The sequence below is a fragment of the Leucobacter albus genome (genome assembly GCF_039528015.1).
GTDB lineage: Bacteria > Actinomycetota > Actinomycetes > Actinomycetales > Microbacteriaceae > Leucobacter > Leucobacter albus.
On the sequence record NZ_BAAAKZ010000001.1, the window covers coordinates 91,377 to 117,268 of the forward strand.

The window sequence follows — 25,892 nt, forward strand, 5'->3', positions numbered from 1 at the left end:
GACTCTTGACAATCTATCTATTTAACCAGCATTGTTGCATTGTTGCACTGCTCAGGGCACCTATTTCCAGGGCCCCGCTGAAAGGGAATACCGTGAATCAACGAAGAACTCTGGTAGCCATGGCGCTATTTGCCTCCGCCACAATCGCGCTCTCCTCGTGCGCATCAACCGCAGCGCCGCAGGCGGAGACGCCAGCACTGACCGCGTCGACGAATGACATCAATCCGACCGATCGGGGCGATCTCGAAGACGGGGGCGTGCTGCAGTGGGCATTGAGCGCGTCGGTGACAAACTTCAACTACTACAACCTCAACGGCGCGCAGGTTGACACGTTCAACATCATGGGGGCTCTGCTTCCGCGGCCCTTCCACTACAGCCCAGCCGGCGAACCGACCGTCAACGAAGACTTCTACAGCTCCATCGAAGTCCTTTCGCAAGACCCGCTGACCGTTGCGTACGAGATTCAACCCGACGCGGTGTGGTCAGACGGCAGCGCGATCGGAGCCGCAGATTTCGCGGGAATGTGGCGAGCGAACAGCGGCAACGATGAGCGGTTCGAGGGTTGGGGCACGACAGGCTACGACCGAATTTCAGACGTGACCGAGGGCGAAACCCCACAGCAAGTGGTTGTCACGTTTGGTACCTACTTTGCAGACTGGCAGAGCCTGTTCGACCCGCTCATTCCGGCTTCGCTCACCGCGACGCCCGAGGCGTTCAACACGTCGTGGGCGCAGGCTCCCCTCGTGACAGCCGGCCCATTTGTGTGGGGTGGTGAGGATAAGTCTGCGAAGACTTATTCGCTTAAGCGAAACCCTGATTGGTGGGGTGAGCCAGCCGTGCTCGATGAGATCCTTTTCCGGGTGTATGGCGACCCGTCGGCCTTCGTAGGGTCTTTCAAGACGGGGCAACTCGACTTCTGGGAAGCAGACGAGGTCGAGCAGTACCAGGCGGCGAAGGAGCTCGGCGACGCGTCCGTGCGGTCAGCGGGATCCCCGGTCTTTCGCATGTTCACCTTCAACAAGGCAGACGAGGTTCTCAGCGATCAACGGGTGCGGCAGGCAATTATTCTCGGAACTGATCGGGTGCGTATGGCCGGCCTGCTCGCGGGCAAGATCGGCGGAGAAGCCCGTGCGCTCCAAAACCACATCTTTATGCCGAACCAGATGGGCTACGCAGAGAACTGCGGAGAGCTGTGTGAATACGACCCAGAGGCGGCGAAGGCGTTGCTGGAGGAAGCGGGTTGGTCGCTCGGCGGCGACGGATACTTCGAGAAGGATGGGAAGCCGCTCGACATCTCGATGGTGGTGCAGTCGGGGCGAGCGAACTCGGCGCACGAGGCTCAAATTGCGCAGAGCTCGCTGAAAGAGGCCGGAATCAAGCTTACGATCCGCACGGTTCCCGTCGACGACTTCTTTAGTAAGTACGTGACCGTTGGTAACTTCCAGCTTGCCACCTGGACGTGGAATGGGGTTGTGACGCCGGTTGCGAAATCGCTGTCAATGTACACGCTCGACCCGAACAATATCCAACGCAACTACGGCGCTGGTGGCACGACCGAAATCAACGACCTCCTCCAGCAGGCTGTACAGTCGCACACGCTTGAAGAGAAGTACGACACCGCAAACCTCGCAGACGAAAAGATCTGGGAAGACGCGGCGTGGCTGCCGCTCTATCAGGTGCCGCAGAACACCGCGGCACGAGCGAACGTGGCCAACCTTGGCTCCCAGGGCTTCGCTGACATTCGGTTCCAAGAGATCGGGTTCGCAAAACAATGAGTGGTTTGTACCCGCCGGTTAGTGCGGGGCTGCGCAGGCGTGACACGGGGCGGTCATGCTGACCTTCATGCTGCGCCGACTCGGCGCAAAACTCGCCCTCGTGTTCGTGGCCACCAGCCTCACGTACCTGCTCGCGTCGATCACGTTGAACCCGGCGCAGGTGTATCTGAACCAATCGCAGCAGCTCTCCGAGAGTGCCATCCGGTCGAATCTGAACACCTATAACGTGAACCCCGAGACGCCGCTGTTTGAGCGCTACTGGACATGGCTCTCCGGCGTGGCACACGGCAACCTTGGGCTCATCTATCAAACACAGACCCCGATCTCTGAGGAGCTCCTGCGGCGCATGGGCGTGAGCTTTCGACTGTTGGTGGTCGGAACGGTGTTGGCGGTTGTGCTCGGCGTGCTTGTCGGCGTGATCGGCGCTATCCGACAGTACAAGGTCGACGACTACGTCTCGACGATCGTTGCCTTTGTTCTGCTGTCTACGCCAGTGTTTTTGCTCGCGAACGCATTGAAGTACGGCGGTGACATCGCAAACGTCGGGTTCGGCCAGGTGCTGTTCTATTCTGACGGCGAGTACCACACTGGGCCAAGCGCCGGGCTCCTCGAGCGTGCCCAGCACCTTGCGCTTCCGACACTGGCGATCATCCTGGGGCCAGCTGGAATCGCGTACTTTAGCCGGTATCAGCGCAGCGCCATGCTTGACGTTCTCGGGAGCGACTTTCTGCAAACGGCTCGTGCGAAAGGGCTGACCAAGTGGCGGGCCTTCTTCACTCACGGCCTGAGAGTCGCCCTGATCCCGATGGCGACGTTCTTCGCCTTTACGTTCGGGCTACTGCTTGTCGGAGCTTCGTTTACCGAGCGAATATTCAACTGGAACGGCATGGGGCAGTGGGCGATCGACGCGATCAATAACAGCGACGTGAACGCGATCGCTGCAATCGCCGGCGTCGTCGCGCTGCTGGTTATGTTCTCCAGTTTCCTGGCCGACGTGCTGCACGCAGCGCTTGATCCGCGCGTTCGCGCAGCAGGGAAGGTCGCCGTATGAGCAAAGAGCGAGTCACCCCGGTTCGGGCTACGTCGCGGGCACAGCTTGTGATGCGAAGGTTCAGGAGGCACCCGCTCGCACTCATCGGGGGAGTCATTCTCACGTTCCTCATCCTGATGGCATACGTGCTGCCCTTCTTCCTGCCCTACCGGCCGGAAGATCTTGATCCCGACTATGCGCAGAGTCTGGTCGGCCCCAACCCGTTGCACTGGTTTGGAACAGACCAAATCGGCCATGACCTGTTGGCGCAGAGCTTGAGCGGGCTGCAGAAATCACTGCTGATCGGATTTGTCGCCGCTCTCGTGAGTACCGGAATCGCGGCAACGGTTGGTTCGATCGCTGGCTATTTCGGCGGTTGGAGCGACCGTGCGATCACAGTGGTGATCGAGGTGCTGCTCGTTCTGCCCTCCTTCCTCATTGTTGCCATCATCAGCCCGGCAATCCAGGGAACAAGTTTTGTGCTCCTCGCACTCGTCATCGCCGCGTTCAACTGGATGCTCACGGCTCGCGTGGTTCGAAGCCTCGCACTGTCGCTGCGTGATCGTGAGTATGTCGAGGCTGCCCGATACATGGGCGTGAAACCGTTCACGATCATTCGAACGCACCTGCTGCCAAACATGGCGAGCCTGCTCATCGTCGACGCGACGCTCAACGTCTCTGGCGCGATTCTTGCTGAAACAGGGCTATCGTATTTCGGCTTTGGCATTCAACCGCCCGATGTCTCGCTCGGCACTCTCATTGCGGTCGGAACCTCGGGTCCGAGCCTCACGTCTTCACCGTGGCTGTGGGCTTTTCCGGGCGTCATGCTCGTGCTTACTGTGCTCAGCGTCAACTTCATTGGCGACGCCATGCGCGACGCGATCGACGCAAATTCTTCGAAGGGAGCTCGCCGATGAACGCGCCAGCACCTCTGCTGCGGGTGACTGACCTGCACGTGACGCTGCCGAGCGAGGCCGGTCTCGTTCGGGCCGTGACAGACGTCAACTTCAGTCTCGAGTCTGGTCGCGTGCTCGGGGTCGTCGGTGAGTCGGGCTCCGGCAAGTCGATGACCTCGAAAGCGATCCTGGGGCTGCTCCCAGAGTCTGCAACGGCAACCGGATCCATCGCCTTCCGAGGGAGGGAGTTGCTCGGGCTGGGCGATCGTGAAATGTCGCGCCTGCGCGGAAACGAGCTCGCCCTCGTGCCGCAAGACCCCCTGTCGTCGCTCACCCCTGTCTTTACGATTGGTCAGCAACTCGTTGAGGCGATGCGAATCCATCAGCGTGTGACCAAAGCTGCCGCTCGCGCTCGCGCAATCGAGCTCCTCGACCTCGTCGGCATCTCGGCGCCCCACCGGGCGATCGACGCGTTCCCGCACGAGTTTTCTGGGGGAATGCGACAGCGCGTGTTGATTGCGATGGCTGTCGCGAACGATCCCGCGATTATCTTTGCTGATGAGCCAACGACCGCGCTCGATGTAACCGTTCAGGCACAGGTGCTTGACGTGTTCCGGGCAGCACTCGAAGCGACGAACGCAGCGATGGTGATTGTGACCCATGACCTCGGCGTTGTCGCAGGAATCGCAGATGATGTGTTGGTGATGCGCGCTGGAGACGTGGTCGAGTCAGGCGGCGTAGATCGGGTGTTTGCGCAGCCGCAAGACCGGTACACCGCTGACCTGATTGCTGCTGTACCGCGGATTGACGGGCCACTCGCCGAAGCCCCCCAGCGCGAGCAAGAAACGGTGCTGCTTGCTGAGGGGCTGCATCGTCACTACCGACCACGGCAGCGCATGGCGTTGCCCTGGCGAAGGCAGCATGGCGAGCCCGTACGGGCAGTCGACGGCATCGACCTCGTCATATCTCGGGGCGAAACCTATGCGCTCGTTGGAGAGTCCGGTTCTGGGAAGACCTCGACGATCAGAGAGATCATGAACCTCGCGGCCCCGACGCACGGGCGGCTCGAACTGTTTGGTCGCGACGTGTCGACGCTCACTGCGGAGGAGCGCCAGCGGCTTCGCGCGCGGGTGCAGGTCGTGTTCCAAGACCCGCACGCGTCACTCGACCCGCGGCTCCCCGTAGCGGATCTGCTCGCTGAGCCGCTCCAGGCCGCAGGCTGGGGCAAAGCCCAGCGAGACGCGCGGGTCAGCGAGCTCCTCACGCTCGTTGGGCTGTCACCTGAGCTGCACCTCGAGCGGTTCTCGTCAGAGTTTTCGGGCGGGCAGCGACAGCGCATCGCGATTGCCCGCGCGCTCGCGCTCGAGCCCGAGTTGATCGTGCTCGACGAGCCTGTTTCAGCCCTGGATGTCACCGTGCAGGCTGGGATCCTTGAGTTACTCGGCGAGCTGCAGCGGCGACTGGGTCTCTCGTACCTGCTGGTGTCACACGACCTTGCCGTTGTTCGGCAAGTCTCTCACCGGGTTGGGGTGATGTACCTTGGGCGGATCGTCGAGCAGGGAACTGCAGCGGATGTGCTTGACAAGCCCACCCACCCGTATAGTGCTGCATTGCTCTCGGCAGTGCCGATACCAGATCCAATCGTGGAACGAACTCGAGAGCGAATCGTGCTCAGGGGTGATTTGCCGACGGCCACAGACATCCCCTCCGGTTGCAGATTCCGGTCCCGGTGCCAGGTGTTCACGCTGCTTGATGAGGCTGGTCGACAGCGCTGCGAGACGCAGGATCCGGGGCCCGCTCGGGCAGATGCGGGGCACGCCGTCGCGTGCCACTTCCCTGAGGGTGTTCATGGCGGGTAGCCGGTAGTTTCAGGGCCAAGACGCTTGGTGTGCAACTCTCCGACGGGAGAAGATAGCGGCGCGGGCCGCCTTTGCGCGCTGGAGGAAGCCTCGCCAGACGAGGTCGTGGATGTCTCGTGAGCGCTTCGCCTGTGTGAGCGCGCTAGCTGCGCGCCGTCGCGAGCGCCTCTGCGTCGGCGCGCAGCGCTGCGCGCCGCGCCGCGGGGGTGGTGTCGACAGTGAGAATCGTGTCGGCTACTCGCGAGAGTGTCCACCAGCCAACGACGAGGGTGACCACGGAGAGCAATAGCTGTTCGGCCGCATCTTGGGTGACGCCGGGAAGGGCGACGGTGAGGCCTGCCGCGAGGTTCGCGCAGCTGAGCGAGCGGCAATCGACTGCGACTGGCTCGGTGAGTTCGAGGCTCTCCCAGGCGAGCAGTCTGGCGAGCCCGGGTTGCGACTGGAGCCTGTCGAACAGGGCGAGCGCGTAGGTGCCGACCGCGGCGGCGCCTACGCCCTCGATGGGCAGGTCTTCGAGCAGGTTTGCGAGCTGGTCGTCGAGCACGGCCGTGAAGAAGCCGCTTTTCGAGCCGAAGTACGAGTACACCCGCTCCTTGTTCACGCCAGACTCCCGCCCGACCGCGTCCATTGTGGTGCCCGCGAAGCCGTGGCGAGCGAACAGCACTGCCCCCGCGTCGAGGAGCTGCCGCTGTGTCTGTTCGGTATCCCAGGCCATGGAAGCATCGTAACTCAATTCCAAACGATCGTTTGCGTTTCGGGGGCAGCTCACCATACACTCATTTCCAAACGATCATTTGGAGAATTTATGAGCCCGATCCCGCGCCCCATTCACGCCCGAGTCGACGAGGCGATCGCCGCATGAGGGCCCTCGTGCTCGGTGGCACCGGTGCCGTAGGCAACGCGACCGTGGCGGCGTTGCGGGCGCGTGGGCACGACGCGCTCCGGGGGAGCCGTCGCCCGCCCGCAGGCGCGGAGCACATGCAACTTGACCTCGCAACGGCCGAGGGGCTCGGCCGTCTCATCGAAGCGGCGAAGACCTGCGACGTCGTCATCAACGCGTCGGGCAGTGAAGACCCGCGCATCGCAAGCGAGCTCGCGCGCGCCCCCTACGTCGACACCTCCGCGAGCACTGCCTACCTCGCAAGGCTCAGGGCTCTTCCCGGCGACGCGACGCGGGTGGTGGGCGCGGGGATCGCGCCGGGCGTGAGCACGGTGCTTGCCGCGGCGGTGGATCCGAGGGCGGGCGACGACATCGACATTCAAGTGCTGCTCGGCACTGGCGAGGTGCACGGCCCCGCTGCGGTTGCCTGGACGGCGCAGCTCGCGGGGCGCGCCATTCACGGGGCGCCCGAGGATCCGCCGCTACTGAACTATCGCGAGCGTCGACGAATGAGCGTTGACGGCCGTTCCCGACTGCACCTGCGCACGGATTTTCCCGACCACCTGCTGCTCGATGCGACCGGCGCGCAGATTCGCACGTACCTCACCCTCGGCAGCCCCGTCGCCACCGCCGGGCTCGCGCTCGTTGGGTTGTTGCCCGGGCTGCGCGGCATGCTCGCGGCGGCGCCACACTGGGGCGACGAGCGGTGGCGGGTGGCAGTCACCAACCGGCGCACGGGGCAGACGCTCGCTGCAGGGGGCCTCGGGCAGTCGCGGGCGACGGGGGAGTTCGCGGCGCTCGCCGCAATCCGCGCCGCCGAGCAGCCGGGCCTCGGCGCGGTCACCATGGCAGATCTCTTCGGCCTCGAGGTGCTCGAGCAGGCTGGCTCGGTCGCGACCCGTTGAGGGCCTGGCCTGGCCCGGCCCTCCTGCGGGCCCAAATCAAGCGCCCCACGGCCAATTTCGTACGCCCGTCACTGTAGCTTTGCGCCACGATGCTCAAGGATCGCTCAAGATGGTTGGGGAGTCATTGGCAAACCAATAGCTTCCATAAGTATGTTGACAGTGCAATGGAGCCGCTCGTTCAGGGGTACCCCCGAGCGTGACCTGTTGCGCAAAGGGGAGCCGAAATCTGGCCCCCAAGCTGGCCCCCGTGGAGAGTTCCGGGGAGCCCACATCTGCGTGCGCTCGCATCGACGGCACGCGTGTTCCACCGCGGAACCTTTGACTTGCACCTCCCACACCGGCGTGAAGTGCAACAACAAAGAGAAGAAAGAAGGTGGAATGTAGTGGCAGCCAAATCTCGCCCGCTAGCGATGTATATCGCGGCAGGGGTACTCCTGTCGGGCGTATTCACTGCGCCAGCCGTTGCGTTGGCTGACGAGCAGGGGGCCGACGCCCCCGGTGTCAGCGAAGCAGCAGAACTCGTGACCCCGGGCACGAATCAAGAGGCCGGGGGCGACCCCGACGGGCCGACCGCAGGCACCGAGGCCGCAGAGCCAGAGGCCGCGCCGGCGGAGGGTGAGGCAACCGATGCCCCGGCCGCTCCCGAGGCCGCGCTGGAGGCCCCTGCAGCGGAGCAGCTGCGCACGGGCTTCGAGATTCGCGGTGAGGTCGAAGGCGAGTCGTGGACGACCGCCGAAGAGGAGCTCGACTTCCTCACGACCCTCGCGGCGACGAGCCCGCGCGTCGAGGTCGACGTGCTCGGCAAGTCGACCCTCGGGCGCGATCTGCACCTCGTGCGTGTCGGCGCAGACAAGCCGGCCCCGCGCGCAGAGCTCAGCGAGGCGAACACCGCGATGGTGACCTGCACGCAGCACGGCAACGAGGAGGCGCCCCGCGAGGCCTGCCTGAAGCTCGTGCGCGATCTCGCGTTCTCCGAAGACCCCGCGATCGTGGAGTACCTCAAGGCCGTGACTGTCGTGGTTATTCCGACGGGCAACCCCGACGGCTTCTTCGCGGCCGGCCCCGACGGCGTCGTCACGCACGACACGCGCACCCGCCTGCTGTGGGACGGCGTCGATGCGCAGGGCAACCCCGCGCCAGGCACCGACCCGAACCGCGATCACCTCGCGCTGAAGACGGTCGAGGGGCGACTGATGTCGTCGCTGCTGAGCGAATTCACGCCCCACGTTGCGCTCGACGCGCACGAGATCCCCGTGCGCGGGGTCGCAGGCCCCAAGCCCGGCCCGAATTCGAACCCGAAGGCGCGCTACGGCGACGCCGAGTTCCTGTACCCGCGCAACGCGAACGTGCCGGAGGATGTCTGGAAGCTGTCGAAGGATTTCGTTGACGGCGCGATCGCGGGCACCCGCGAGGCAGGCTTCGACGGCCGCTACTACCTCAGCGGCGGCGACGAGCGCATCATGCGCAACGTGCTCGGCCTGCGCGGCACCGTGAGCGTGCTGCTCGAGTCGAACCAGAACAACCTCAATAACAAGGATCGCGTGCGCGTGCAGACGACGGCGATGGAAGACGTGCTTGGCTACCACGCCGAGAACGTCGAGCGTGTCACCGGCATGGCGAAGAAGTACGAGGCGTCGCAGATTCAGGCAGGCAAGGATCGCGCACCGCTGTTCGTCGGCGGCGTCGTTCCTGACGGCAACCCGACCGACGGCGTGGGAACGCTGCCCGGCGGGGATCCGCTCGCGACGCTTGACCCGGCTCCGGCGTGCTACACGCTGACCGCGGCCGATTACGAGACGGTGCGCGACCAGCTCAAGGGTCACAACGTCGTTGTCGACAAGGTCGGCGAGGGCTACCAGATCGACCTGGCTCAGAAGGCCAGGCCGATGATTCCGTACATCGTCGACGCTGCAGCGCAGTACGCCGAGGTCGCCGCGACGCCGAGCGCCGAGTGTGCCGACGTCGACCCCGGCACGGGTGGCCCCGGCACGGGTGGGCCCGGAACTGGCGAGCCGGGCACCGATGGGCCCGGCACCGGTGGCCCGGGAACGGGCGGCGGCAAGGGCGACGGCTCGACCGCGCCCGTGACCGATTCGGGCAAGGGCAGCGGCAACCTCGCAGTGAGCGGATCCGAGGGGCTCTGGCTGCCGGTCGGCGCCGCGAGCCTGCTGCTCGCCGCGGGCGTCTGGGCGCTCGCGCGCACCCGCGGCAAGCGGGCTGACGCCTAGGTTGCTCCCAGCGGCACCGCGCCGCTCACCAACAAGACCCTCACTCTCGAAAGAGTGAGGGTCTTGTTGTGCGCCTCGCGGCCGGTACACATGCCCCCCGGGGCGCAGAACGCTTCCCATTCCACACAAGGCGAACTATACTTCCCATCATGAGGAACGCGAAGGATAGTGCGCTTCCGGAGCGGATCCCGGTGCGCACCCAGACCGGGTTCGGTGAGTTCGTGCGCAGTTCACGGATCAGGTCGGGGAAGACGCAGGAGGATCTGGCGGGCGCGGTGGGGAAGAGCCGACGCTGGTTGCAAGACGTGGAGCGGGGCAAGGTCGCCCCGTCGTTACCGGCTGCGATCGATGTGGCAAATGCGCTCGGCTACGAGTTCATCGCCGATCGATCCATCGCATCGAACCTGCTGGACGAGGTGTTCGAGGATCTGGCATGACGAGCCACCCAGACACCTTGGATCTCTGGCTCGATGGGCGCCTAGCCGGGCAGCTGCACCGCGGCGAGATGGGCGAGGTCGAGTTCCTGTACGAGATCGACTATCTGGGCGACCCTGTGTCGACGCCGCTGTCGGTGAGCGTCCCGAAAACCCAGGCTGGCCACGGCCCGGATCGGGTGATGCCGTGGCTGTCCAACCTACTGCCTGACGCCATCGAGGTGCGTGATCGTTGGGCTGCGAAGTTCGGGGAGCGGCGCAACGACCCCTTCACGCTGCTCCGGCACATGGGGCAGGACGCCCCCGGCTCGGTGCAGGTCGTCCCTGAGGGTGTCGAACCCACTGCGGCAGGGCGGCTGTCGCCCATCCGCGAGGAGCGGATCGCCGAGCGCATCGCCGGGATCATCGCCGACCCGGATCACTGGGTGGATGATACGGACGAGGACGAGAGCCGCTTCTCGCTGGGCGGGAACCAGGGGAAATTCGCCCTCGCGAGGGTCGGTGCGGGGTGGTTCGAACCGAATGGTCGTGCCGCCAGCACCCACATCGTGAAACCGGGGATGGCGACCGCTACAGGAGTCACCAATGCGGCGGTGCAGGCGGTCGAGTTCGCGACGATGCGTGCCGCCCGAAAAGTGTCGATTCCGGCGGCGACGGTCGAGATCGTCGACTTTGCCGGCACCCGTGCGTTCGTCACGACTCGGTACGATCGGCGCACCCGGCCAGACGGATCGGTGCTCCGAATCCATCAGGAGGACTTCTGCCAGGCGCTGAGCGTGCTGCCCTCCCGGAAGTATGAGGAGGACGGTGGGCCGTCACTGGCCGACACGAAACGCCTCGTGGCTGAGGCGTCATCGCCGAGCTACCGTGAGGGCGATCTGCGGATGCTCGCGCGATTTGCTGCCTTCAACCTCCTGGCTGCCGGTGTCGATGCGCACGCGAAGAACCATAGCCTGCTGCTCGCCGGGCCGAACACCCGCCTTGCCCCGGCCTACGACCTGATCTCGGCCCACGGAATCTGGGACGAGGGCCGTGTGCGCTACACGTCGAAGGCCGCGGTGAAATACGGGAATACCCGCCGCTACCGAAACATTACGGGGCGGGATCTGGCCCGTGCCGCCGACGTGCTCGGCGTCGACCGTGCCGGTTTCGCCGAACTGCTGCAGGAGCTTGCAGCGAGCCTTCCGGATGCGTTCGAGGCATCGATCGCGGAACTCCCCGACGGGTTCGGTGACGAGCGGGTGCTCCGGATGCCGGAGCGGGTGCGCGATTTCGCGTCGGATCTTGCCGGGCGCATCACGCCGACCGACATCTCGGAGACGCCAGCCTTCGCGGGAGAGCCGCTGTCGAAACCACGCTCGAGCGGGCAGGTCTGGGTTGCCGGCGTGCGAGACCGACACGGCTCTTGGCATACGGGGCACTACCGAAGTCGGACGATGCCCCTCGTGTAGGGGAGGTGTCTCGGCTCATCCGCAACTGGTGTATTTCCTCGCCATCAGAGAAATACAGTTGACGATGCTTCGCTCCAACCGAGAGTCAGCGATGTTAGGCCGGAGTTGTCTCGTTGCCGGCGCTAGGGGGCGGCCTCGGCGGCGGCGCAGGCCCGCCCCGCTGCAAACCAAAAAGACCCTCACTCTCGAAAGAGTGAGGGTCTTGCGGTGCGCCCCAAGGGATTCGAACCCCTGACCTTCTGATCCGTAGTCAGATGCTCTATCCAGCTGAGCTAGGGGCGCAGTGTTGATCTCTCAACTTGGAATACGTTACACGAACTTTCCAAGTAATTCAAAACGAGACCGGCTCAGACTCCCCAAATCGTTGTCTTAGCTCGCGTTTGAGGATTTTGCCGCTCGGGTTTTTCGGGAGCGTCGCGACGACGTGCACGACGGTCGGCACCTTAAACGCGGCGAGCCGCTCGCGCGTGTGCGCCCGCAGCTCCTCCTGGGTCGCGCTCGCACCAGCGGTGAGCACGACCGCCGCCGTCACAGTTTCGACCCACTTCGGGTGCGGCGTGGCGAAGACCGCGCACTCCGCGATCGCGGCGTGCTCGTAGAGCGCCTCCTCGACCTCGCGGCTCGCGACATTCTCGCCGCCCGTGTTGATCATGTCTTTACTGCGGTCGACGATGCGCAGCCGCCCGCCCTCGTCAAACACCCCCAGGTCGCCGGAGTGGAACCAGCCGCCCCTGAAGGCCTCTGCGGTCTGTTCGGGGGCGTTCCAGTAGCCGAGGGCGAGCTGGGGGCTGCGGTGCACGATCTCGCCGACCTCGCCGACTGGCACCGGCTCCCCGGCCTCGTCGACGACCCTGGTCTCGACGTGCAGCACCGGCCGCCCGGCCGAGCCCGCGTGGCTGAGCTGTTCATGCGGCGGCAGAATCGTCGCGACGGGCGCGAGCTCGGTCTGGCCGTAGAAGTTCCACAGCTGCAGGTTTGGTAGCCGCTGCTGCAGCTCGAGTAGCACCTCGACCGGCATTGCCGCCGCTCCGTAGTAGCCCTTCTTCAGGCTCGAGAGGTCGGCGGTGTCGAAGTCGGGGGAGCGCAGCAGCGAGATCCACACGGTGGGCGGGGCGAAGAACTTCGTCACGCGGTGCTCGGCAATCTTCTGGAGCACAGTCGCGGGGTCTGGCGCCGGCAGCAGAATGCTCGTCGCGCCGAGCATGATGTCGGGGCCGAGAAAGCAGTCGAGCTGGGCGCAGTGGTACAGCGGCAGCGCGTGCAGGTCGATGTCGTCACCGGTCATGCCGCCCTCGACGACCGAGCTCAGGTACTCGGCGCCGAGTGAGCGACTTGAGTGCACGGCGCCCTTGGGGCGCGACTCTGTTCCGCTCGTGAACATGATGCGAATCGGGTCGTCGGCCGCGAGCACCGTCGGGGGCTCCGCGTCGTGCGAGGTCGCGAGGATCTCTTCGTACGGCAACCACCCTGGGGCGGGCGCCGTCGAGAGATCTTCGGTGATTTCAACGAGGGTTTGAACGCCGACGCCCGAGTGCGCGACGGCGAGCTCGGCGGTTTCCACGAGCCCGGTCTGCGCGATCAGCAGCTTAGGGGTTGAGCCCGCGATGAGCGGCCCGATCTCACCTGCGGTCAGCACAAAGTTGAAGGGAACGAGAATGGCGCCGGCGCGGGCGGCGCCATAGGCGGTGACGGCGAACTGCCAGCAGTTGCGGCTGAGCAGCGCGACGCGCTCACCCGGGGCGACACCGCACCCCGTGAGGGCGTTCGCAAACCGGTTTGCGAGCCGATCGAACTCGGCGAAGGTCAGCGTGGTGTCGCCGTCGATCAGCGCGGTCTTGTCAGGGTGCCGCGCGGCGGTGCGGCGCAGTTGCTCGCCGAGTGTGTCGGCCCGGGCCGCGGCGACGGTCGCGGAGAGTGTTTCATCAAACACGGTGTTCGTACCTCACTTCGTCGTAAAGCAGTTGCCCGCGTCGGCGGGTGTTCGCAACCCTAGCAACGAGTACCTGGGACTACCACCCTCGATTGGGGGAACGGGTGAGTCGCACGGGCTGCGGGTACGATGAAGTACGTGTCTACCAACAGTGACAGCGATCAGCTCGCTATGCCGTACGTTCCCGAGCCAAGCGCGGAGCTCGCGCGGGCCGAGAAGCTCATCCTCGGCATTCCCGATTACCCGGCCCCCGGCATCGTTTTCCGCGACATCATGCCGCTGTTGGCCGACGGCCCCGCCCTGCGCGCGACCGTCGACGCGCTGATCGCTCCGTTTCTCGGCACCTTCGACGTGATCGCCGGCCTCGAGGCGCGCGGCTTCTTGCTCGCGAGCGCCGCGGCCTACGCCACGGGCACGGGCCTGTTGCCGATTCGCAAGGCGGGCAAGCTGCCGCGGCCCGCAGCGTCTGTCGGCTACGAGCTCGAGTACGGTGTCGCCGAGGTCGAGGCTCACAACGACCTTCCGGCTGGCACCAGGGTGCTGCTCATCGACGACGTGCTCGCCACCGGCGGCACCCTCGAGGCGGCGCGAGAGCTGCTCGAGCTGCTCGGGTACAGGGTCGCGGGCACCGCGGTGCTGTTCGAAATCGACGGGCTGGGCGGCAGGGACGCTGTGGCCGACCCGCACCTTCACACGGTGTTTACTAGCGGCGAGTGAGCGGTCGATCGAGGCGAGGGGGCGCCGGGCCCGTGGCGTCAGGCGCGTCAGCTGAGCGGGCAGAAGCAGCGGCCGACGCCGATCACCTGAGATCTGGGCGGATCCCCGACCCGCAACCGGAGCACACGCCCCTGTTTCGCTGGCTCGCGCGCACCCTCGGCACGATTGAGCAGTTCCTGCGCGCCCGCGGTGGCAAGCCGTTGCGCACCGGAATTCGCTGGTTCTGGGGTGCGCTGGCGCTTGTCGGCATTTTTCTGCTCATCGGCCCGGTGCTCAACAAGCCCATGGATTTCGATGAGGTGATCGACTCCGCAAGCGTCGCCGACGTCGACTGGGTCGCGCGCGACGCTGCGATCGATTACACGGTGGATCGCGAGCCAGACGGCACGTTCTCAACCCGCGTCACCGAGCGTTTCCAGGCGAACTTCGTTAACGGGCCCGAGCGCGAGGTCGTGCGCACCCTCGTCACCGAGGTGCACGGCAAGAACGCGGAGTTCGTGCTCGTCGGCGCCTCGGTCGACGGCGAAGCCGCGGCGACCGAGGTCACCAGGCACCCTACGACGACCGACATCACCATCGGGGCGCCTGGCGGGGAGCGGCTTGAGGGCGAGCGCGAGATCGAGCTGAGCTACGAGCTGCATCACCTCGCACGCGCCGTTACAGACAGCGCAACCGGCGAGCTCGTCGACGAGTGGGACTGGCCGCTGTTCGCGCCGAGCTGGCCGCAGGCCACCAAGGGCCTTGCGGTGTCGGTGACGCTGCCGACGGAGCTCGACGAGGCACTCGTGCGGCAGCCCTTTGCCTCGGTCGGCTGGTTACTGGTGCGCGGCAACGTGTGGCTCACGCCAGACGAAACGACGGCCGAGAGCGTGCGCTACGCCTTCGAGAACGACGACTCGCTGCCACCGAACTCCGATGTATGGGTGGAGTTCTCGTTCGAGCACGGCACGTTCGCAGAGCCGCCAAAGACCGCGCTGTTCTGGGTGCAGACCTGGGGGCCGCTGCTGCCGCTCGCCGCGCTCGTCGTGCTGATGCTGTTCGCGCTCGCGGCCCGCTGGATCGTGTGGGCCGATTCCGCTGGCGAGCCGTGGTTTCTGCCGCGCGCAGAGCCACCGACAGGGCTCGACCCCGTTGCCGCGGCCGAAATGCTCGAGAAGCCGCGCCACGCGGAGCTCGTCGCAGCGCTGAGCGCGCCAGACGCCGGCACTCGGAGCGAGCGCTGGCTGCGCTCAGTCGCCCGTGCGGGCCGGCGCTCGGGCAGGGCGGGCAACCTGCCAGCCGTCGAGCGCTGGCGCTCGCGCTGGGCGCGCACGAGTGGGGCGGTCGAGCAGGGGCTGAGGTGGGCGCCAGACAGCTACGTGCGCGATACCTTCTTGCTCGCGCCCATCGCGGTGACGCTGCTGCAGTGGGGCCTGCTCCGGCAGCTCTCGCACCAGGTCATTCTGCTCGTCGTGTGGTGGCCGGCGCTCTTCGTGCTCGCCGCGACCATCATCTCGGCGGTCGCGCTGTGGGCCGTCGCGCGCCCCCGCCCGCTCACCCGCAAGGGCGCGCTCGCGAAGCAGCAGCTGCGCGGCATCGACGCCTACGCGCGCGCGACGCGGCTGCTCGAGCGTGGCCCGGTCGACGACGCCCTGCTGCCGTACGCGGTGCTGTTCGAGTCGCCGAGGCGCGCGGGCAACGCGGTGACGCAGCACGCGGTGCGCGAGTCTGGCGATCGGGGCCTTCTGGCCGGGTGGCGCGGCGAACACTTCTTGTCGGTGCCGTCGCTGCTGTCGTTCGTGGCAGCCGGGGCCCTGTTTGCCGGGTCGATCGTGGTTGCGAGCACGCAGCCCGCCCCCTACAGCGCCGACGAGTTTCTTACCTGGCCGTCGTCAGAGGCGCGCGGCGCGACGTGGACTCAGCTCGAGGGCTTCGACATCTCTGCTGAGCTCGCGCGCGACGCTGCTGGCGGCGCTCGGCTCGAGGTCACCGAGCAGCTCACCGTTGGGTTTGAGCCGGGCGGGGCGTCGGTGCCGCAGTTCGAGCGCGAGTGGCCGAGCGAGCGCCTGGGTCAGCCGCTCGGGCTTGAGGTCGAGGCGATCTCTGTCGACGGCGAGAGTGTGCCCTTCGCGCAGACACGGGGCAAGCTGACGACAAAGGTCACGACAAAGCTCAGCGAAGTCTTGGCGGGGAAGCTGCCCGTCGAGGTGCGCTATTCGTTCAGCAGCCCCGTCGTCGAGGTGCAAGACGGGAGCGGTGTCGCGCAACAGCTGCGCTGGGCGGCGCTGCTGCGGTTCTGGGACGACACGTTCTTCACCGAGCAGAGCAAGCCGTTCGACGGGTCTGACCCGGTGCGCCCGATTCGCGTGCAGTTGACGGTCGCCAAAGAGATCGCCGCCGAGCTGCGATCGGGCGGGTGGATCGACCACGGCGACGCGCCAAAGCAGCCGGGCGAGAGCGGCACCGGCTTCACCGCCTGGGCCGCCGAACGAGACATGTACAACGACTCCGGGCGCATCGAACTGCGAGTCGGGGCTGAGCAGAAGAGGTCAGACGGCGCGCTCGTCGCGGTGCTCGACATCGAGGCGGTGGAGTCGCGGCCAGCCCCCGAGCCGGGCGCAGACGCTGCCGATGCCGAGCCGTTCGCCGTCGACGCCGAGCTCAACGGCACGCTCGGTCAGCACGAGCTCGGCGCGACGGGCGACCTCGGTGCCGTGCTGAACTTCTCCGCTGGCACGTTTACGAATGTCACCGACGGCGCCGCCGAGCGCTACCGCGTCGAGCACGGCGCGCCGCTCGGGCTGCTCATCGGGTTCACGGTGCTCGTGCTGATCGCGTGCGCGGCGGTATTCGTAGTCGCGCTGCGGGGCGGGTCGCGCCTCGGGCTCTCGGCCCTGCTGATCTCGTTCGGCACGCTCACGCTGCTCGCCGTCGCGCAGTCGATCGTGTTCTGGTGGGTGACGGGTTCGATGCCGGGGAGCTCTGGCGCTGTCGGTGGGTTGATTGCGCTGTCGACGGTGATGTGGGTCGCGCTCGTCGCTCAGTGGATCGCGGTGGTGCGCGGCGGCAAGACCACCTGAGCGCGGCCCCGGGGCCGAAATCGCTGCGGTCGCGGGTGGAGTTCGCCGCTACTGTAACGATCGCGAGACGGGCGGGAGCGCGAGCCGCCCGAATGGGCGAGACTAACTAGATGGGTACAGATAGCTTTTTCGCGGCACGAGACCAATTGCTTGCGCTCCAGGGAGACCCGGGTCGGGCGAGGGCAGAGTTTCGGTGGCCAGATGTTGGCGACGAGTTCAACTGGGCGCACGACGTGTTCGACCGCATGGCGGCAGACAACGACACGACGGCGCTGTGGATTGCAGAGGAAGACGGCACCGAGGTCAAGCGCAGCTTCCGCGAGCTGAAGCAGCGCTCCGATCAGGTCGCGAACTGGCTTAAGCGACTCGGCGCGAAGCGCGGCGACATCGCGATGCTCATGCTCGGCAACCACGTCGAGCTGTGGGAGATCATGCTCGCGGCGATGAAGCTCGGGGTCGTGATTCTGCCAACCTCGGTCGTGCTTGGCACGCAGGAGCTCGTTGACCGGGTGGAGCGCGGCAACGTGAGCTGGGTGTTCGCCGGCCCCGAAGACGCCGTGAAGTTTGCCGGAGTCCCGGGCAATTTCCGCGGCATCGGAGTGCGGATCGAGACCGGCACGATGGATCAGCGCGCCGCGCTCTATGACTGGGCGGTCTTCGAGGAGTCGCGCTCGGCATCGCTCGCGCCGATCGTGAAGCAAACGAAGAGCGTCGACCCGGCGCTGCTCTACTTCACGTCGGGCACAACGAAGCTGCCGAAGATCGCGGTGCACTCCCACACGAGCTACCCGCTCGGACACTTCACGACTATGGCATGGCTCGGAGTGCGGCCGGGCGACATTCACTCGGTAATTAGCGCCCCTGGCTGGGCGAAGCACGCGTGGTCGAGCTTCTTCGGCCCATGGAACGCCGGGGCTACCGTTTATGTCGCGAACTACGCAAAGTTCAAGGCAGAACGCATCATCGCAGAGCTCGACCGGGTGGGCGTGACGAGCTTCTGTGCTCCGCCGACGGTGTGGCGGATGCTCATTCAAAGTGACCTTGGCTCAAAGCCCTCGGCGCTCCGCGAAGTCGTGTCAGCGGGCGAGCCGCTCAACCCCGAGGTGATCTCGCGAATCGAAGAGAGCTGGGGGCTCGTGTTGCGCGACGGCTACGGCCAGACCGAGACGACTGCGACCATCGGCAATATGCCGGGCGAGGACATCGTGCCCGGTGCGATGGGGCGGCCACTGCCGGGCGTTGACATCGTGCTCATCGACCCCGTGACCGGTGAGGAGGGTGACGAAGGTGAGGTTTGCCTGCGCCTCGGGCCGGAGGATGACGGCACCGGCGCCGCGCGACCGGTCAACCTCATGAACGGATACTTCGGGAACGATGAAGCGACCGCTGAGGCGCTCGCAGACGGTTTCTACCACACCTGCGATGTCGCCCAGCGTGATGAGAATGGCTCGCTCACCTTCGTGGGGCGCACCGACGACATCTTCAAGTCGAGCGACTTCAAGGTGTCGCCGTTCGAGGTCGAGAGCGCGATGCTCGAGCACGATCTTGTGGCAGAGGCCGCGGTCGTCGGCGCTCCCGACGACACCAGGCTCAACGTCACGAAGGCCTATGTCGCACTCGCGGCAGACGCGCCGGCGACCGAGCAGACCGCGCACGAAATCCTTGCGCACGCGCGGCGCGCGTTGCCCGCATATATGCGGGTTCGCCGGGTCGAGTTCTTTGCGCTACCTAAGACGACGTCTGGCAAGATTCGCCGCGTCGAGCTGCGCCAGCGCGAGGAGGCCGCGCACGCGGCTGGGGAGCGCATCGCTTCGGAGTGGCGCGAGGAGGACTTCCCCGATCTGAAGGCCTGATCGGGCCTGAGCCTGGGCCGGGCTGCCGCCGTGTGGGCGTTCGCGCTGGCGGGGCTCGGCTCAGCCCGGCAGATTGATCAGCGCGTAGCAGCGCTCGATCCGCTCCCGCCACCAGCGAGTCCGCTCGGGTGACGCCTGGAAGCGGTCGAGCGCAGCACCGTCGAGCGTTGGGCGGGCTACCGGAAGCTCCCCGCCCGCTGGAATGAGTGGCTGGGTGACGACGTCACCGTCGAGCAGCGCGACCGTGCCAAGCCCGCAGGCGCCAGCCAGCAGGTGGTTGGGGAGCGCCGCGGCAAGGTGCAGCCCCATCGAGATGCCCACCGACGTGTCGAGCGCGCTCGACACGATCACTGGCAGCCGCGCGTCCTTGATGATCCGCAGCGCCGGCGCGATTCCGCCGAGCGGCTGTGCCTTCACGACGATGAGATCGGCGGCGCCGGCGCGGGCGACGGCGAGGGGATCCTCCGCCTTGCGTACGCTTTCGTCGGCCGCGATCCGCACCGCGATGCCCGCGCTCGCGAGCAGGGCGCGTAGCTCGGCGAGCTCCGCGACCGAGGCGCACGGCTGCTCGGCGTACTCCAGGCCGAACGGAGCGAGCCTCGCGATCGCGGCGAACGCCTCGGCGACGCCCCAGCCGCCGTTCGCGTCGATGCGTACGGCGCCGTCGGCCCCGAGCGCCTCGCGCACCGCCTGCACGCGGGCGACGTCGTCGGCGAGCGTCTGTCCGCGCTCGGCGACCTTCACCTTCGCGGTGCGGCAGCCGGGAAACCTGGCGAGAATCTCGGGCACAGCCTCGGCCGCAACCGCCGGCACCGTCGCGTTCACTGCGACCGTCTTGCGGTGCGCCATGGGGGGCCGCACCCAGCCGAACTCGATGGCCGCAGCGAGCCAGCGGGCGCTCTCCGCGTCGTCGTACTCGAGAAAGGGCGAGAACTCTGTCGCGCCCTGCGGCCCGTCGAAGATCACGGCCTCGCGCTCGGAGATGCCGCGAAAGCGCGTGCGGGTCGGAATCGAGACCACGCGGGCCGTGTCGAGCAGCGCTGAGAGCGTGAGGTCGGTAACCATGTTTCGATTGTCTCACCACCCAAGTTTGCCCGACGCGAAGCCATCAATCGTCTGACTAAGGTAAGCCTAAAAAATAGCCTCTGATCTGGGGAAAGGGCAGCCTAACCTTGCTTGCGAGCTGGGGAATTGAGGAGCAGACTGAGGTGTATTGACCCGAAACTTGGGAGGGGAAGCCATGACACTCGAAGCAACTCGCAGCGACATCGCGGGCGCCAACGCCCGCATCAACCTGGACCCGTCAGCCGCGCCGGAGGGCGCGCACGCCGCGGCAGCGCCGCCCGCCCGCGGGGCACAGATCGACGCACCGGAGAACGGCAACGATTCTGAGCCGCGCTCGGCCCGCATCGGTCAGAAGCTCAACTGGCTGCGCGCAGGCGTGCTCGGCGCGAACGACGGCATCGTCTCGGTTGCGGGCGTCGTCATTGGTGTTGCAGCAGCGACGCCTGGAAACACGGTCGCGGTTGCGACGGCCGGCGTCGCGGCGCTCGTCGCCGGTGCGTTCTCGATGGCGGGCGGCGAATACGTCTCCGTGAGCACGCAACGCGACACCGAGAAGGCGCTCATTGATCAGAAGCGGCGATCGCTCGCGCTTCGACCGGCCGAGGAACTCCGCGGCCTCGCGGGCTTCTACCGCCGCCGCGGGGTGTCGGCTGCGCTCGCCACCGAGGTCGCGAAGGAGCTCAGCGCGCACGACGCGCTCGCCGCACACGCCGAGGTCGAGCTCGGCATCGACCCCGACGAGTACACGAGCCCGTGGGCGGCCGCGATCTCGTCGTTCGTCGCGTTCACCGTCGGCGGCCTGCTGCCGCTGCTCATGATTCTGCTGCCGCTGCAGGCGGGGCGCATCCCGGCCGCTGGCGTCGCCGTGCTCATCGGTCTCGTACTCACCGGATGGATTTCGGCTGCGCTCGGCGAGGCGCCGAGGGCCCGCGCGATCCTGCGCAACGTGCTCATGGGCGGCGCGACGATGGTCGCGACCTACCTCATCGGCCTGCTGTTCGGCGTCGCGGTCGGCTAGCGCCGTGCGGAGTAGGGGTACGCCCCCGCGCGCAATAGGCTGGTGGCATGACCAAGCAGGTTTCTGACATCTTCGACCCGAGCGTGTGGGAGGTCGCCCCCGGCGCCGAGGGCTACACCGACATCACCGCGCACCTGAGCCTTGACGGGCGCATCGCCCGCATCGCGTTCGACCGCCCCGAGGTGCGCAACGCTTTCCGCCCGCACACCGTCGACGAGCTCTTCGACGCCCTCGACAGGGTGCGGGTGAACCCGAAGGTCGGCGTCGTGCTGCTCACCGGCAACGGTCCGAGCCAGAAAGACGGCGGCTGGGCGTTCTGCTCGGGCGGCGACCAGCGCATCCGCGGCCGCGACGGCTACAAGTACTCCGACTCCGAGACCGCGGTCGGCCCCGAGGCGCTCGCCCGGGCGGGCAGGCTCCACATCCTCGAGGTGCAGCGGCTCATCCGCTTCATGCCGAAGGTCGTCATCGCGCTCGTTCCCGGTTGGGCAGCTGGCGGCGGGCACTCGCTCAACGTCGTCTGCGACCTCACCATCGCGAGCCGCGAGCACGCGAAGTTCAAGCAGACCGACGCCGACGTCGGCTCGTTCGACGCCGGCTACGGCAGCGCGTACTTCGCGAAGCAGGTCGGGCAGAAGAACGCCCGCGAGATCTTCTTCCTTGCCCGCGAATACGACGCCGAGCGCGCCCGCGAGATTGGCGCCGTGAACGAGGTCGTGCCGCACGCAGAGCTCGAGTCGACCGGAATCGAGTGGGCCCGCGAGATTCTCGGCAAGTCGCCGACCGCGATCCGCATGCTCAAGTACGCGATGAACGCCGTCGACGACGGCATCGTCGGGCAGCAGCTCTTCGCCGGCGAGACGACGCGCCTCGCCTACGGCACCGACGAGGCCGTCGAGGGCCGCGATTCGTTCCTCGAAAAGCGCGAGCCCGACTGGTCGCCGTTCCCGTACCACTATTAGCACGCGGCAGCCCCTCAGGCGGTGCGCTGCGCGAGGGGCCGCGAAGGCAGCACGGGCGGTGCCAGTGCGGCGGGTGCGGGGCGGTGCGTCGGTACGGTGCGGTACGGGTGCCGCGCCCCGCTCTCACCGAAGCGCGGTACCCTTATGGGGTGACCGCCCCCCTCGTTCTTCGCGCGATCCCGGTTGAGGATCGGGCCTGGCTTGTCGCCGCGCTCGATGACGCACTCGCCGGCGGTGCGCCAATTCTGCCGCTCGCGCCGGGGCTTGACCCCGCTGATTCGGGAGTGGAGTCGATTCGCTCGCTGCCGCTGCCAGACGACACCGCCGTGGTGGTGCGCACGTCGGGGTCGAGCGGCGTTCCGAAGGCCGTGGCGCTGTCCCGGGCAGCACTGGTTGCCAGCGCCGAGGCGACCCATGAGGCTCTCGGCGGCCCCGGCCAGTGGCTCGTCGCGCTGCCCGCGCAGCTCATCTCGGGGCTGCAGATGCTCGTTCGCAGTTCGGTCTCGGGCATCGAGCCCGTGTTTGCACCCGAGGGCGCGGGCGCCAGGGAGCTCCTCGCCGCCGCCGACCAGCTCGAGCACGAACGTAGGTACGTCTCGCTCGTTCCGGTGCAGCTCGCCCGGCTGCTCGACCTTGCCGAAACCGACGCCGATGCGGCCGAGGCGCTCACCCGCTTTGACGCGGTGCTTGTCGGCGGTCAGGCCGTCTCGCTCGAGCTGCGCCGCAGAGCGCACGCGCTCGGGGTCAGCCTGCGTCGCTCGTACGGGATGACCGAGACGAGCGGTGGCTGCGTCTACGACGGCGTCGAGATCGGTGACACCCTCGTGCGGATCCGCGGCGGCGAAGTGCAGCTCGCGGGGCCGACGCTCGCCCTCGGGTACGTCGGTGACGCCGCCCAGACTGAAGACCGGTTCGTGGTCGAAGCGGGGCGCGACGGCACCCCGATCCGCTGGTATCGCACAGGCGACGCCGGCGAGCTGCTCGGCGGCATGCTCACGGTGACCGGCAGGCTCGACCGCGTCGTGATCTCTGGTGGCGTGAACGTGTCGCTCGACGAAATCGAGCGCGTCGCCCGCGAGTTCCCGGGCTGGGGCAGCGCGATCGCGCTCGCCACGGAGCACCCCGAATGGGGGTCGCGCCCGAGCCTCGTCGTCGAGATCGAGCCAGATGCTGCGCCGTTCGACGAGGTGCGCGAAGCCATCCGCGCCCGCCTCGGAGCGGCGGCAGCGCCCGAGTGGGCGACCGAAACTGAGAAGCTGCCGCGCCTCGCGGGCGGCAAACCTGACCTCGCAGCGATTGAGCGGTGGATCTCGTCGCTGCGATCAAGCTTTGCGCGGGCACGCGGGGCAGCGGCTGATGCGCCGGTAGCGGCGGCACCGCAGACTGACGAAGGGACAACCGAGTGAGCGCCAAGAACCCGAAGCGGTCGGGCAACCCGGCGCTGCGCGCCGTTGCTGACGACCTGCGAGCCGCCGGTGGATCCGCGACGGTGACGTGGCGCGACTGGGTCGCGGGAGCGCGGCTGCGCACCCTCCCGCTCGCGATCGCCCCGGTCGCGGCAGGCGCCGGCATCGCGAACATGTTGCACGAGTTCTCGCTCACGCTGTCGCTGCTCGCGCTCGCAGTCGCGCTGCTGCTGCAGATCGGCGTGAACTACGCGAACGACTACTCAGACGGCATTCGCGGCACCGACGCCTTCCGCGTCGGGCCAGCACGCCTCACCGGCTCTGGCAGGGTCGACCCGAAGCGAGTGCTCGCGCTCGCGCTCGTGTTCTTCGGCCTCGCGGCCGTCGCCGGGCTCGCAGCGGTGATCATCAGCGGCCGCTGGTGGTTCCTCGCCGTTGGCGTCGTCGCCATCGTTGCCGCCTGGTTCTACACGGGCGGCAAGCGCCCCTACGGCTACGCGGGTCTCGGCGAGCTCGTCGTGTTCGTGTTCTTCGGCATCGTCGCCACGGTCGGCACCGTGTGGCTGCAGACCGAGGTCGCCAACCAAGAGATGTGGTTCGCCGGTGCCGGCGTCGGCTTCTTCGCGGTTGCCGTGCTTGTCGTGAATAACCTGCGCGACATTCCGACAGACCGGGCCGCGGGCAAGCGCACGCTGGCGGTGCGCATCGGCGAGAAGTGGACGCGGGTGCTCTACGTCGCCTGCGTCGTGCTGCCGTTCGGGGTGCCGCTCATGTTCGGGTGGGCGTACTCGGGCATGTTGCTCGTCTGGTTCGTACTCGCCGCCGTGATCCCCGCGATCATCATCACGCTCACCGCGCGCACCGCCCGCGAGCTCATCCTCGTGCTACAGCTCACGAGCTTCGCCGCGCTCGGCTACGGCGTGCTGCTCGGCATCGCCTTCGGGTTCTGAGCCCGCTCCCGGCACAGCACTAGCGCCGCCAGCAGCAGCGCCGATCCGCCCAGCCACGCAGCCGGCGCCCCCACCGCGGCGAGAATCACGAGCACGCCTGCCGCCCCGGTGAGCACCGCGGCCGCCGCGCGCAGCCGCGACGGGGCGCGCGCGATGGTGACGAGCGCGAGTGCGCGCCGCTCGAGCCCAGTGACCGCGCGCACCGCTGCCGAGACGACGAGCGCAACCGCTGCGAGCCATGCCGGGCGCGACAGCCACCACTCGCCCGAGAGCGGCAGCGGGAGCGCGTGCGCGGCACCGACGAGCTGGAGCCCTGCGAGCAACAGCCCCGCGAGCAGCACGGTGACGGGCATGTGCCACGAGTAGATCGTCATCGAGCGGGCGTTGATCGCCGCCGCGGCCCGTGCGACGGCGGGTAGCGCCGCGAGGCCTGCGAGCCTCGGGCGCAGCGCCTGGAACGCGGCGAGCTGGGCGACGCCGAGCAGCGCGAGCACGGCGGTCGGCGGGTTCAGCGCGGCAAAGAGGTTTACGGGCGACATGCCGAGCGCGACCCACCCGGCGGCGCCGGCGAGCGAGGCAACCGCGAGCCGCAACCCGGGGGCCCTGCCGCCCGCGAGTGCGAAGCCGAGCTGCTGCACGAACAACCACACGAACAGCAGGTTGGCGAAGCCAACAGCCTCGATGCCCGTCGCGGCGCGGGCGACGTCGACGGCGACGATCGCGCCGCCGAGCAGCGCAAGCGTCAGCCGGGGCGCGCGCTCGTGCAGCGCGAGCAGCGCCGGCACCAGGGCGGAGCACAGCACGTACACCCCGAGAAACCACAGCGGCTGGCTGATGCGCCAGCCGGCGGTCGCAACGACCCCGGGGTCGACGCCGGCGGCACCCAGCGCCGCGAGCACCGCGGTCGTTGCCGTCGCGGCAACAAGCGGCACAGGCAGCAGCCTGCCGAGCCGTGCAGCGACGTAGCCCGCGGGCGTTGCACCGCGTGCTCGCAGCCTGCGGTAGTGAGTTGCCGAGGCGAAACCGCCGGCGATGAAGAACAGCGGCATCATCTGCGCGAACCACGAGAACACCGTGAACCCGCCCCACGGCTCGAGCGCGTTCTCGAGCACCGGCTCGCCGCCCTGCACGCTCACGCCGACCATCAGGGCGTGCACCGCGACAACCGCGACGAGGCAGGCGGCGCGCACGAGGTCGACCGAGAAGTCGCGGGCCGGTGCGCCGGGCCGCGGCGCGCGCCCGGGCGTTGAGCCCGCGTGGGCTGGGGGAATGCTGATGAGTGACATGGGTTCGGGTTCCTTCCGGCGAGAGCCCCAGCCTCGCGGCAGGGTGTGCGGCCGCGCGTCACCTCTGGGAGCGATTTGCCGCCCCTACCTCGGGACTACGGTGGGGCGGGCGGGGGCTCACCGCGGGAACACGCGCAAAACTCGTGCTTGCGCGCTTTCCCAGAAAACGGATAGGGTGACTTCTTGGA

The 25,892-nt window shown here is 67.4% G+C and carries 19 protein-coding genes and 1 tRNA gene; 15 read left to right on the top strand and 5 right to left on the bottom strand.

Annotated elements, in window-relative coordinates; genetic code table 11:
* Positions 1 to 119 precede the first annotated feature (119 nt).
* From ABD115_RS00410 to ABD115_RS00425, 4 genes are all read left to right on the top strand, one after another.
* Positions 120 to 1,775 (top strand): ABC transporter family substrate-binding protein, encoded by a 1,656-nt coding sequence (locus ABD115_RS00410; RefSeq protein ID WP_343957063.1) that lies wholly within the window; start codon positions 120 to 122, stop codon positions 1,773 to 1,775.
* Positions 1,776 to 1,842: 67 nt separating this feature from the next.
* A complete protein-coding gene (locus ABD115_RS00415) occupies positions 1,843 to 2,826 on the top strand; it encodes an ABC transporter permease (protein WP_343957065.1) in 984 nt (327 codons plus the stop codon).
* Positions 2,823 to 3,722, top strand: coding sequence for an ABC transporter permease (locus tag ABD115_RS00420; RefSeq protein WP_343957067.1), 900 nt, complete (start codon positions 2,823 to 2,825; stop codon positions 3,720 to 3,722). Before ABD115_RS00415 ends, ABD115_RS00420 begins: the two co-directional genes overlap by 4 nt.
* Entirely contained in the window at positions 3,719 to 5,560 is a 1,842-nt protein-coding gene (locus ABD115_RS00425) for a dipeptide ABC transporter ATP-binding protein (protein WP_343957068.1), read from the top strand. The genes ABD115_RS00420 and ABD115_RS00425 overlap by 4 nt, the downstream gene beginning before the upstream one ends.
* Positions 5,561 to 5,702: 142 nt before the next feature.
* Here the strand turns inward: ABD115_RS00425 and ABD115_RS00430 are convergent, their stop codons facing one another.
* Positions 5,703 to 6,275, bottom strand: a complete 573-nt coding sequence (locus tag ABD115_RS00430; protein ID WP_343957070.1) for a TetR/AcrR family transcriptional regulator — start codon at positions 6,273 to 6,275, stop codon at positions 5,703 to 5,705.
* A 143-nt stretch (positions 6,276 to 6,418) separates the two neighbouring features.
* Between ABD115_RS00430 and ABD115_RS00435 the strand changes: the two genes are divergently transcribed.
* From ABD115_RS00435 to ABD115_RS00450, 4 genes are all read left to right on the top strand, one after another.
* Positions 6,419 to 7,345: an NAD-dependent epimerase/dehydratase family protein gene (locus ABD115_RS00435; RefSeq protein WP_343957072.1), complete on the top strand. Its 927-nt coding sequence runs from the start codon at positions 6,419 to 6,421 to the stop codon at positions 7,343 to 7,345.
* A 383-nt stretch (positions 7,346 to 7,728) separates the two neighbouring features.
* Entirely contained in the window at positions 7,729 to 9,573 is a 1,845-nt protein-coding gene (locus ABD115_RS00440) for a M14 family zinc carboxypeptidase (RefSeq protein ID WP_343957074.1), read from the top strand.
* A gap of 149 nt (positions 9,574 to 9,722) precedes the next feature.
* On the top strand, positions 9,723 to 10,010 hold the full coding sequence (locus ABD115_RS00445) for a helix-turn-helix transcriptional regulator (protein WP_343957076.1): 288 nt from the start codon (positions 9,723 to 9,725) through the stop codon (positions 10,008 to 10,010).
* A complete protein-coding gene (locus tag ABD115_RS00450) occupies positions 10,007 to 11,458 on the top strand; it encodes a type II toxin-antitoxin system HipA family toxin (protein ID WP_343957078.1) in 1,452 nt (483 codons plus the stop codon). The genes ABD115_RS00445 and ABD115_RS00450 overlap by 4 nt, the downstream gene beginning before the upstream one ends.
* A 208-nt stretch (positions 11,459 to 11,666) precedes the next feature.
* Here the strand turns inward: ABD115_RS00450 and ABD115_RS00455 are convergent.
* Positions 11,667 to 11,740: transfer RNA gene (locus ABD115_RS00455), tRNA-Arg, on the bottom strand.
* Positions 11,741 to 11,789: 49 nt separating this feature from the next.
* A complete protein-coding gene (locus ABD115_RS00460; protein ID WP_343957080.1) occupies positions 11,790 to 13,388 on the bottom strand; it encodes a fatty acyl-CoA synthetase in 1,599 nt (532 codons plus the stop codon).
* A gap of 171 nt (positions 13,389 to 13,559) precedes the next feature.
* Here ABD115_RS00460 and ABD115_RS00465 point away from each other — a divergent pair, with 171 nt between their 5' ends.
* From ABD115_RS00465 to ABD115_RS00475, 3 genes are all read left to right on the top strand, one after another.
* Positions 13,560 to 14,105, top strand: a complete 546-nt coding sequence (locus ABD115_RS00465; protein ID WP_343957506.1) for an adenine phosphoribosyltransferase — start codon at positions 13,560 to 13,562, stop codon at positions 14,103 to 14,105.
* A 32-nt stretch (positions 14,106 to 14,137) separates the two neighbouring features.
* Positions 14,138 to 17,164 (top strand): DUF2207 domain-containing protein, encoded by a 3,027-nt coding sequence (locus tag ABD115_RS00470; protein ID WP_343957082.1) that lies wholly within the window; start codon positions 14,138 to 14,140, stop codon positions 17,162 to 17,164.
* 110 nt (positions 17,165 to 17,274) lie between these two features.
* Positions 17,275 to 19,017 (top strand): AMP-binding protein, encoded by a 1,743-nt coding sequence (locus tag ABD115_RS00475; RefSeq protein ID WP_343957084.1) that lies wholly within the window; start codon positions 17,275 to 17,277, stop codon positions 19,015 to 19,017.
* Between the two features lie 60 nt (positions 19,018 to 19,077).
* Here ABD115_RS00475 and ABD115_RS00480 read toward each other — a convergent pair whose 3' ends face one another.
* A complete protein-coding gene (locus ABD115_RS00480; RefSeq protein ID WP_343957087.1) occupies positions 19,078 to 20,082 on the bottom strand; it encodes an o-succinylbenzoate synthase in 1,005 nt (334 codons plus the stop codon).
* 175 nt (positions 20,083 to 20,257) lie between these two features.
* Between ABD115_RS00480 and ABD115_RS00485 the strand changes: the two genes are divergently transcribed.
* The 4 genes from ABD115_RS00485 (at position 20,258) to ABD115_RS00500 (ending at position 24,418) form a co-directional block, all read left to right on the top strand.
* On the top strand, positions 20,258 to 21,100 hold the full coding sequence (locus ABD115_RS00485) for a VIT1/CCC1 transporter family protein (RefSeq protein ID WP_343957089.1): 843 nt from the start codon (positions 20,258 to 20,260) through the stop codon (positions 21,098 to 21,100).
* 47 nt (positions 21,101 to 21,147) lie between these two features.
* Positions 21,148 to 22,062: a 1,4-dihydroxy-2-naphthoyl-CoA synthase gene (locus ABD115_RS00490; protein ID WP_343957091.1), complete on the top strand. Its 915-nt coding sequence runs from the start codon at positions 21,148 to 21,150 to the stop codon at positions 22,060 to 22,062.
* A 149-nt stretch (positions 22,063 to 22,211) separates the two neighbouring features.
* Positions 22,212 to 23,468, top strand: coding sequence for an AMP-binding protein (locus ABD115_RS00495; protein WP_343957093.1), 1,257 nt, complete (start codon positions 22,212 to 22,214; stop codon positions 23,466 to 23,468).
* A complete protein-coding gene (locus ABD115_RS00500) occupies positions 23,465 to 24,418 on the top strand; it encodes a 1,4-dihydroxy-2-naphthoate polyprenyltransferase (protein WP_343957095.1) in 954 nt (317 codons plus the stop codon). The genes ABD115_RS00495 and ABD115_RS00500 overlap by 4 nt, the downstream gene beginning before the upstream one ends.
* On the opposite strand, the gene ABD115_RS00505 is transcribed toward ABD115_RS00500, so the two are convergent.
* On the bottom strand, positions 24,382 to 25,704 hold the full coding sequence (locus tag ABD115_RS00505; protein WP_343957097.1) for an acyltransferase family protein: 1,323 nt from the start codon (positions 25,702 to 25,704) through the stop codon (positions 24,382 to 24,384). The genes ABD115_RS00500 and ABD115_RS00505 overlap by 37 nt on opposite strands.
* Positions 25,705 to 25,892 lie beyond the last annotated feature (188 nt).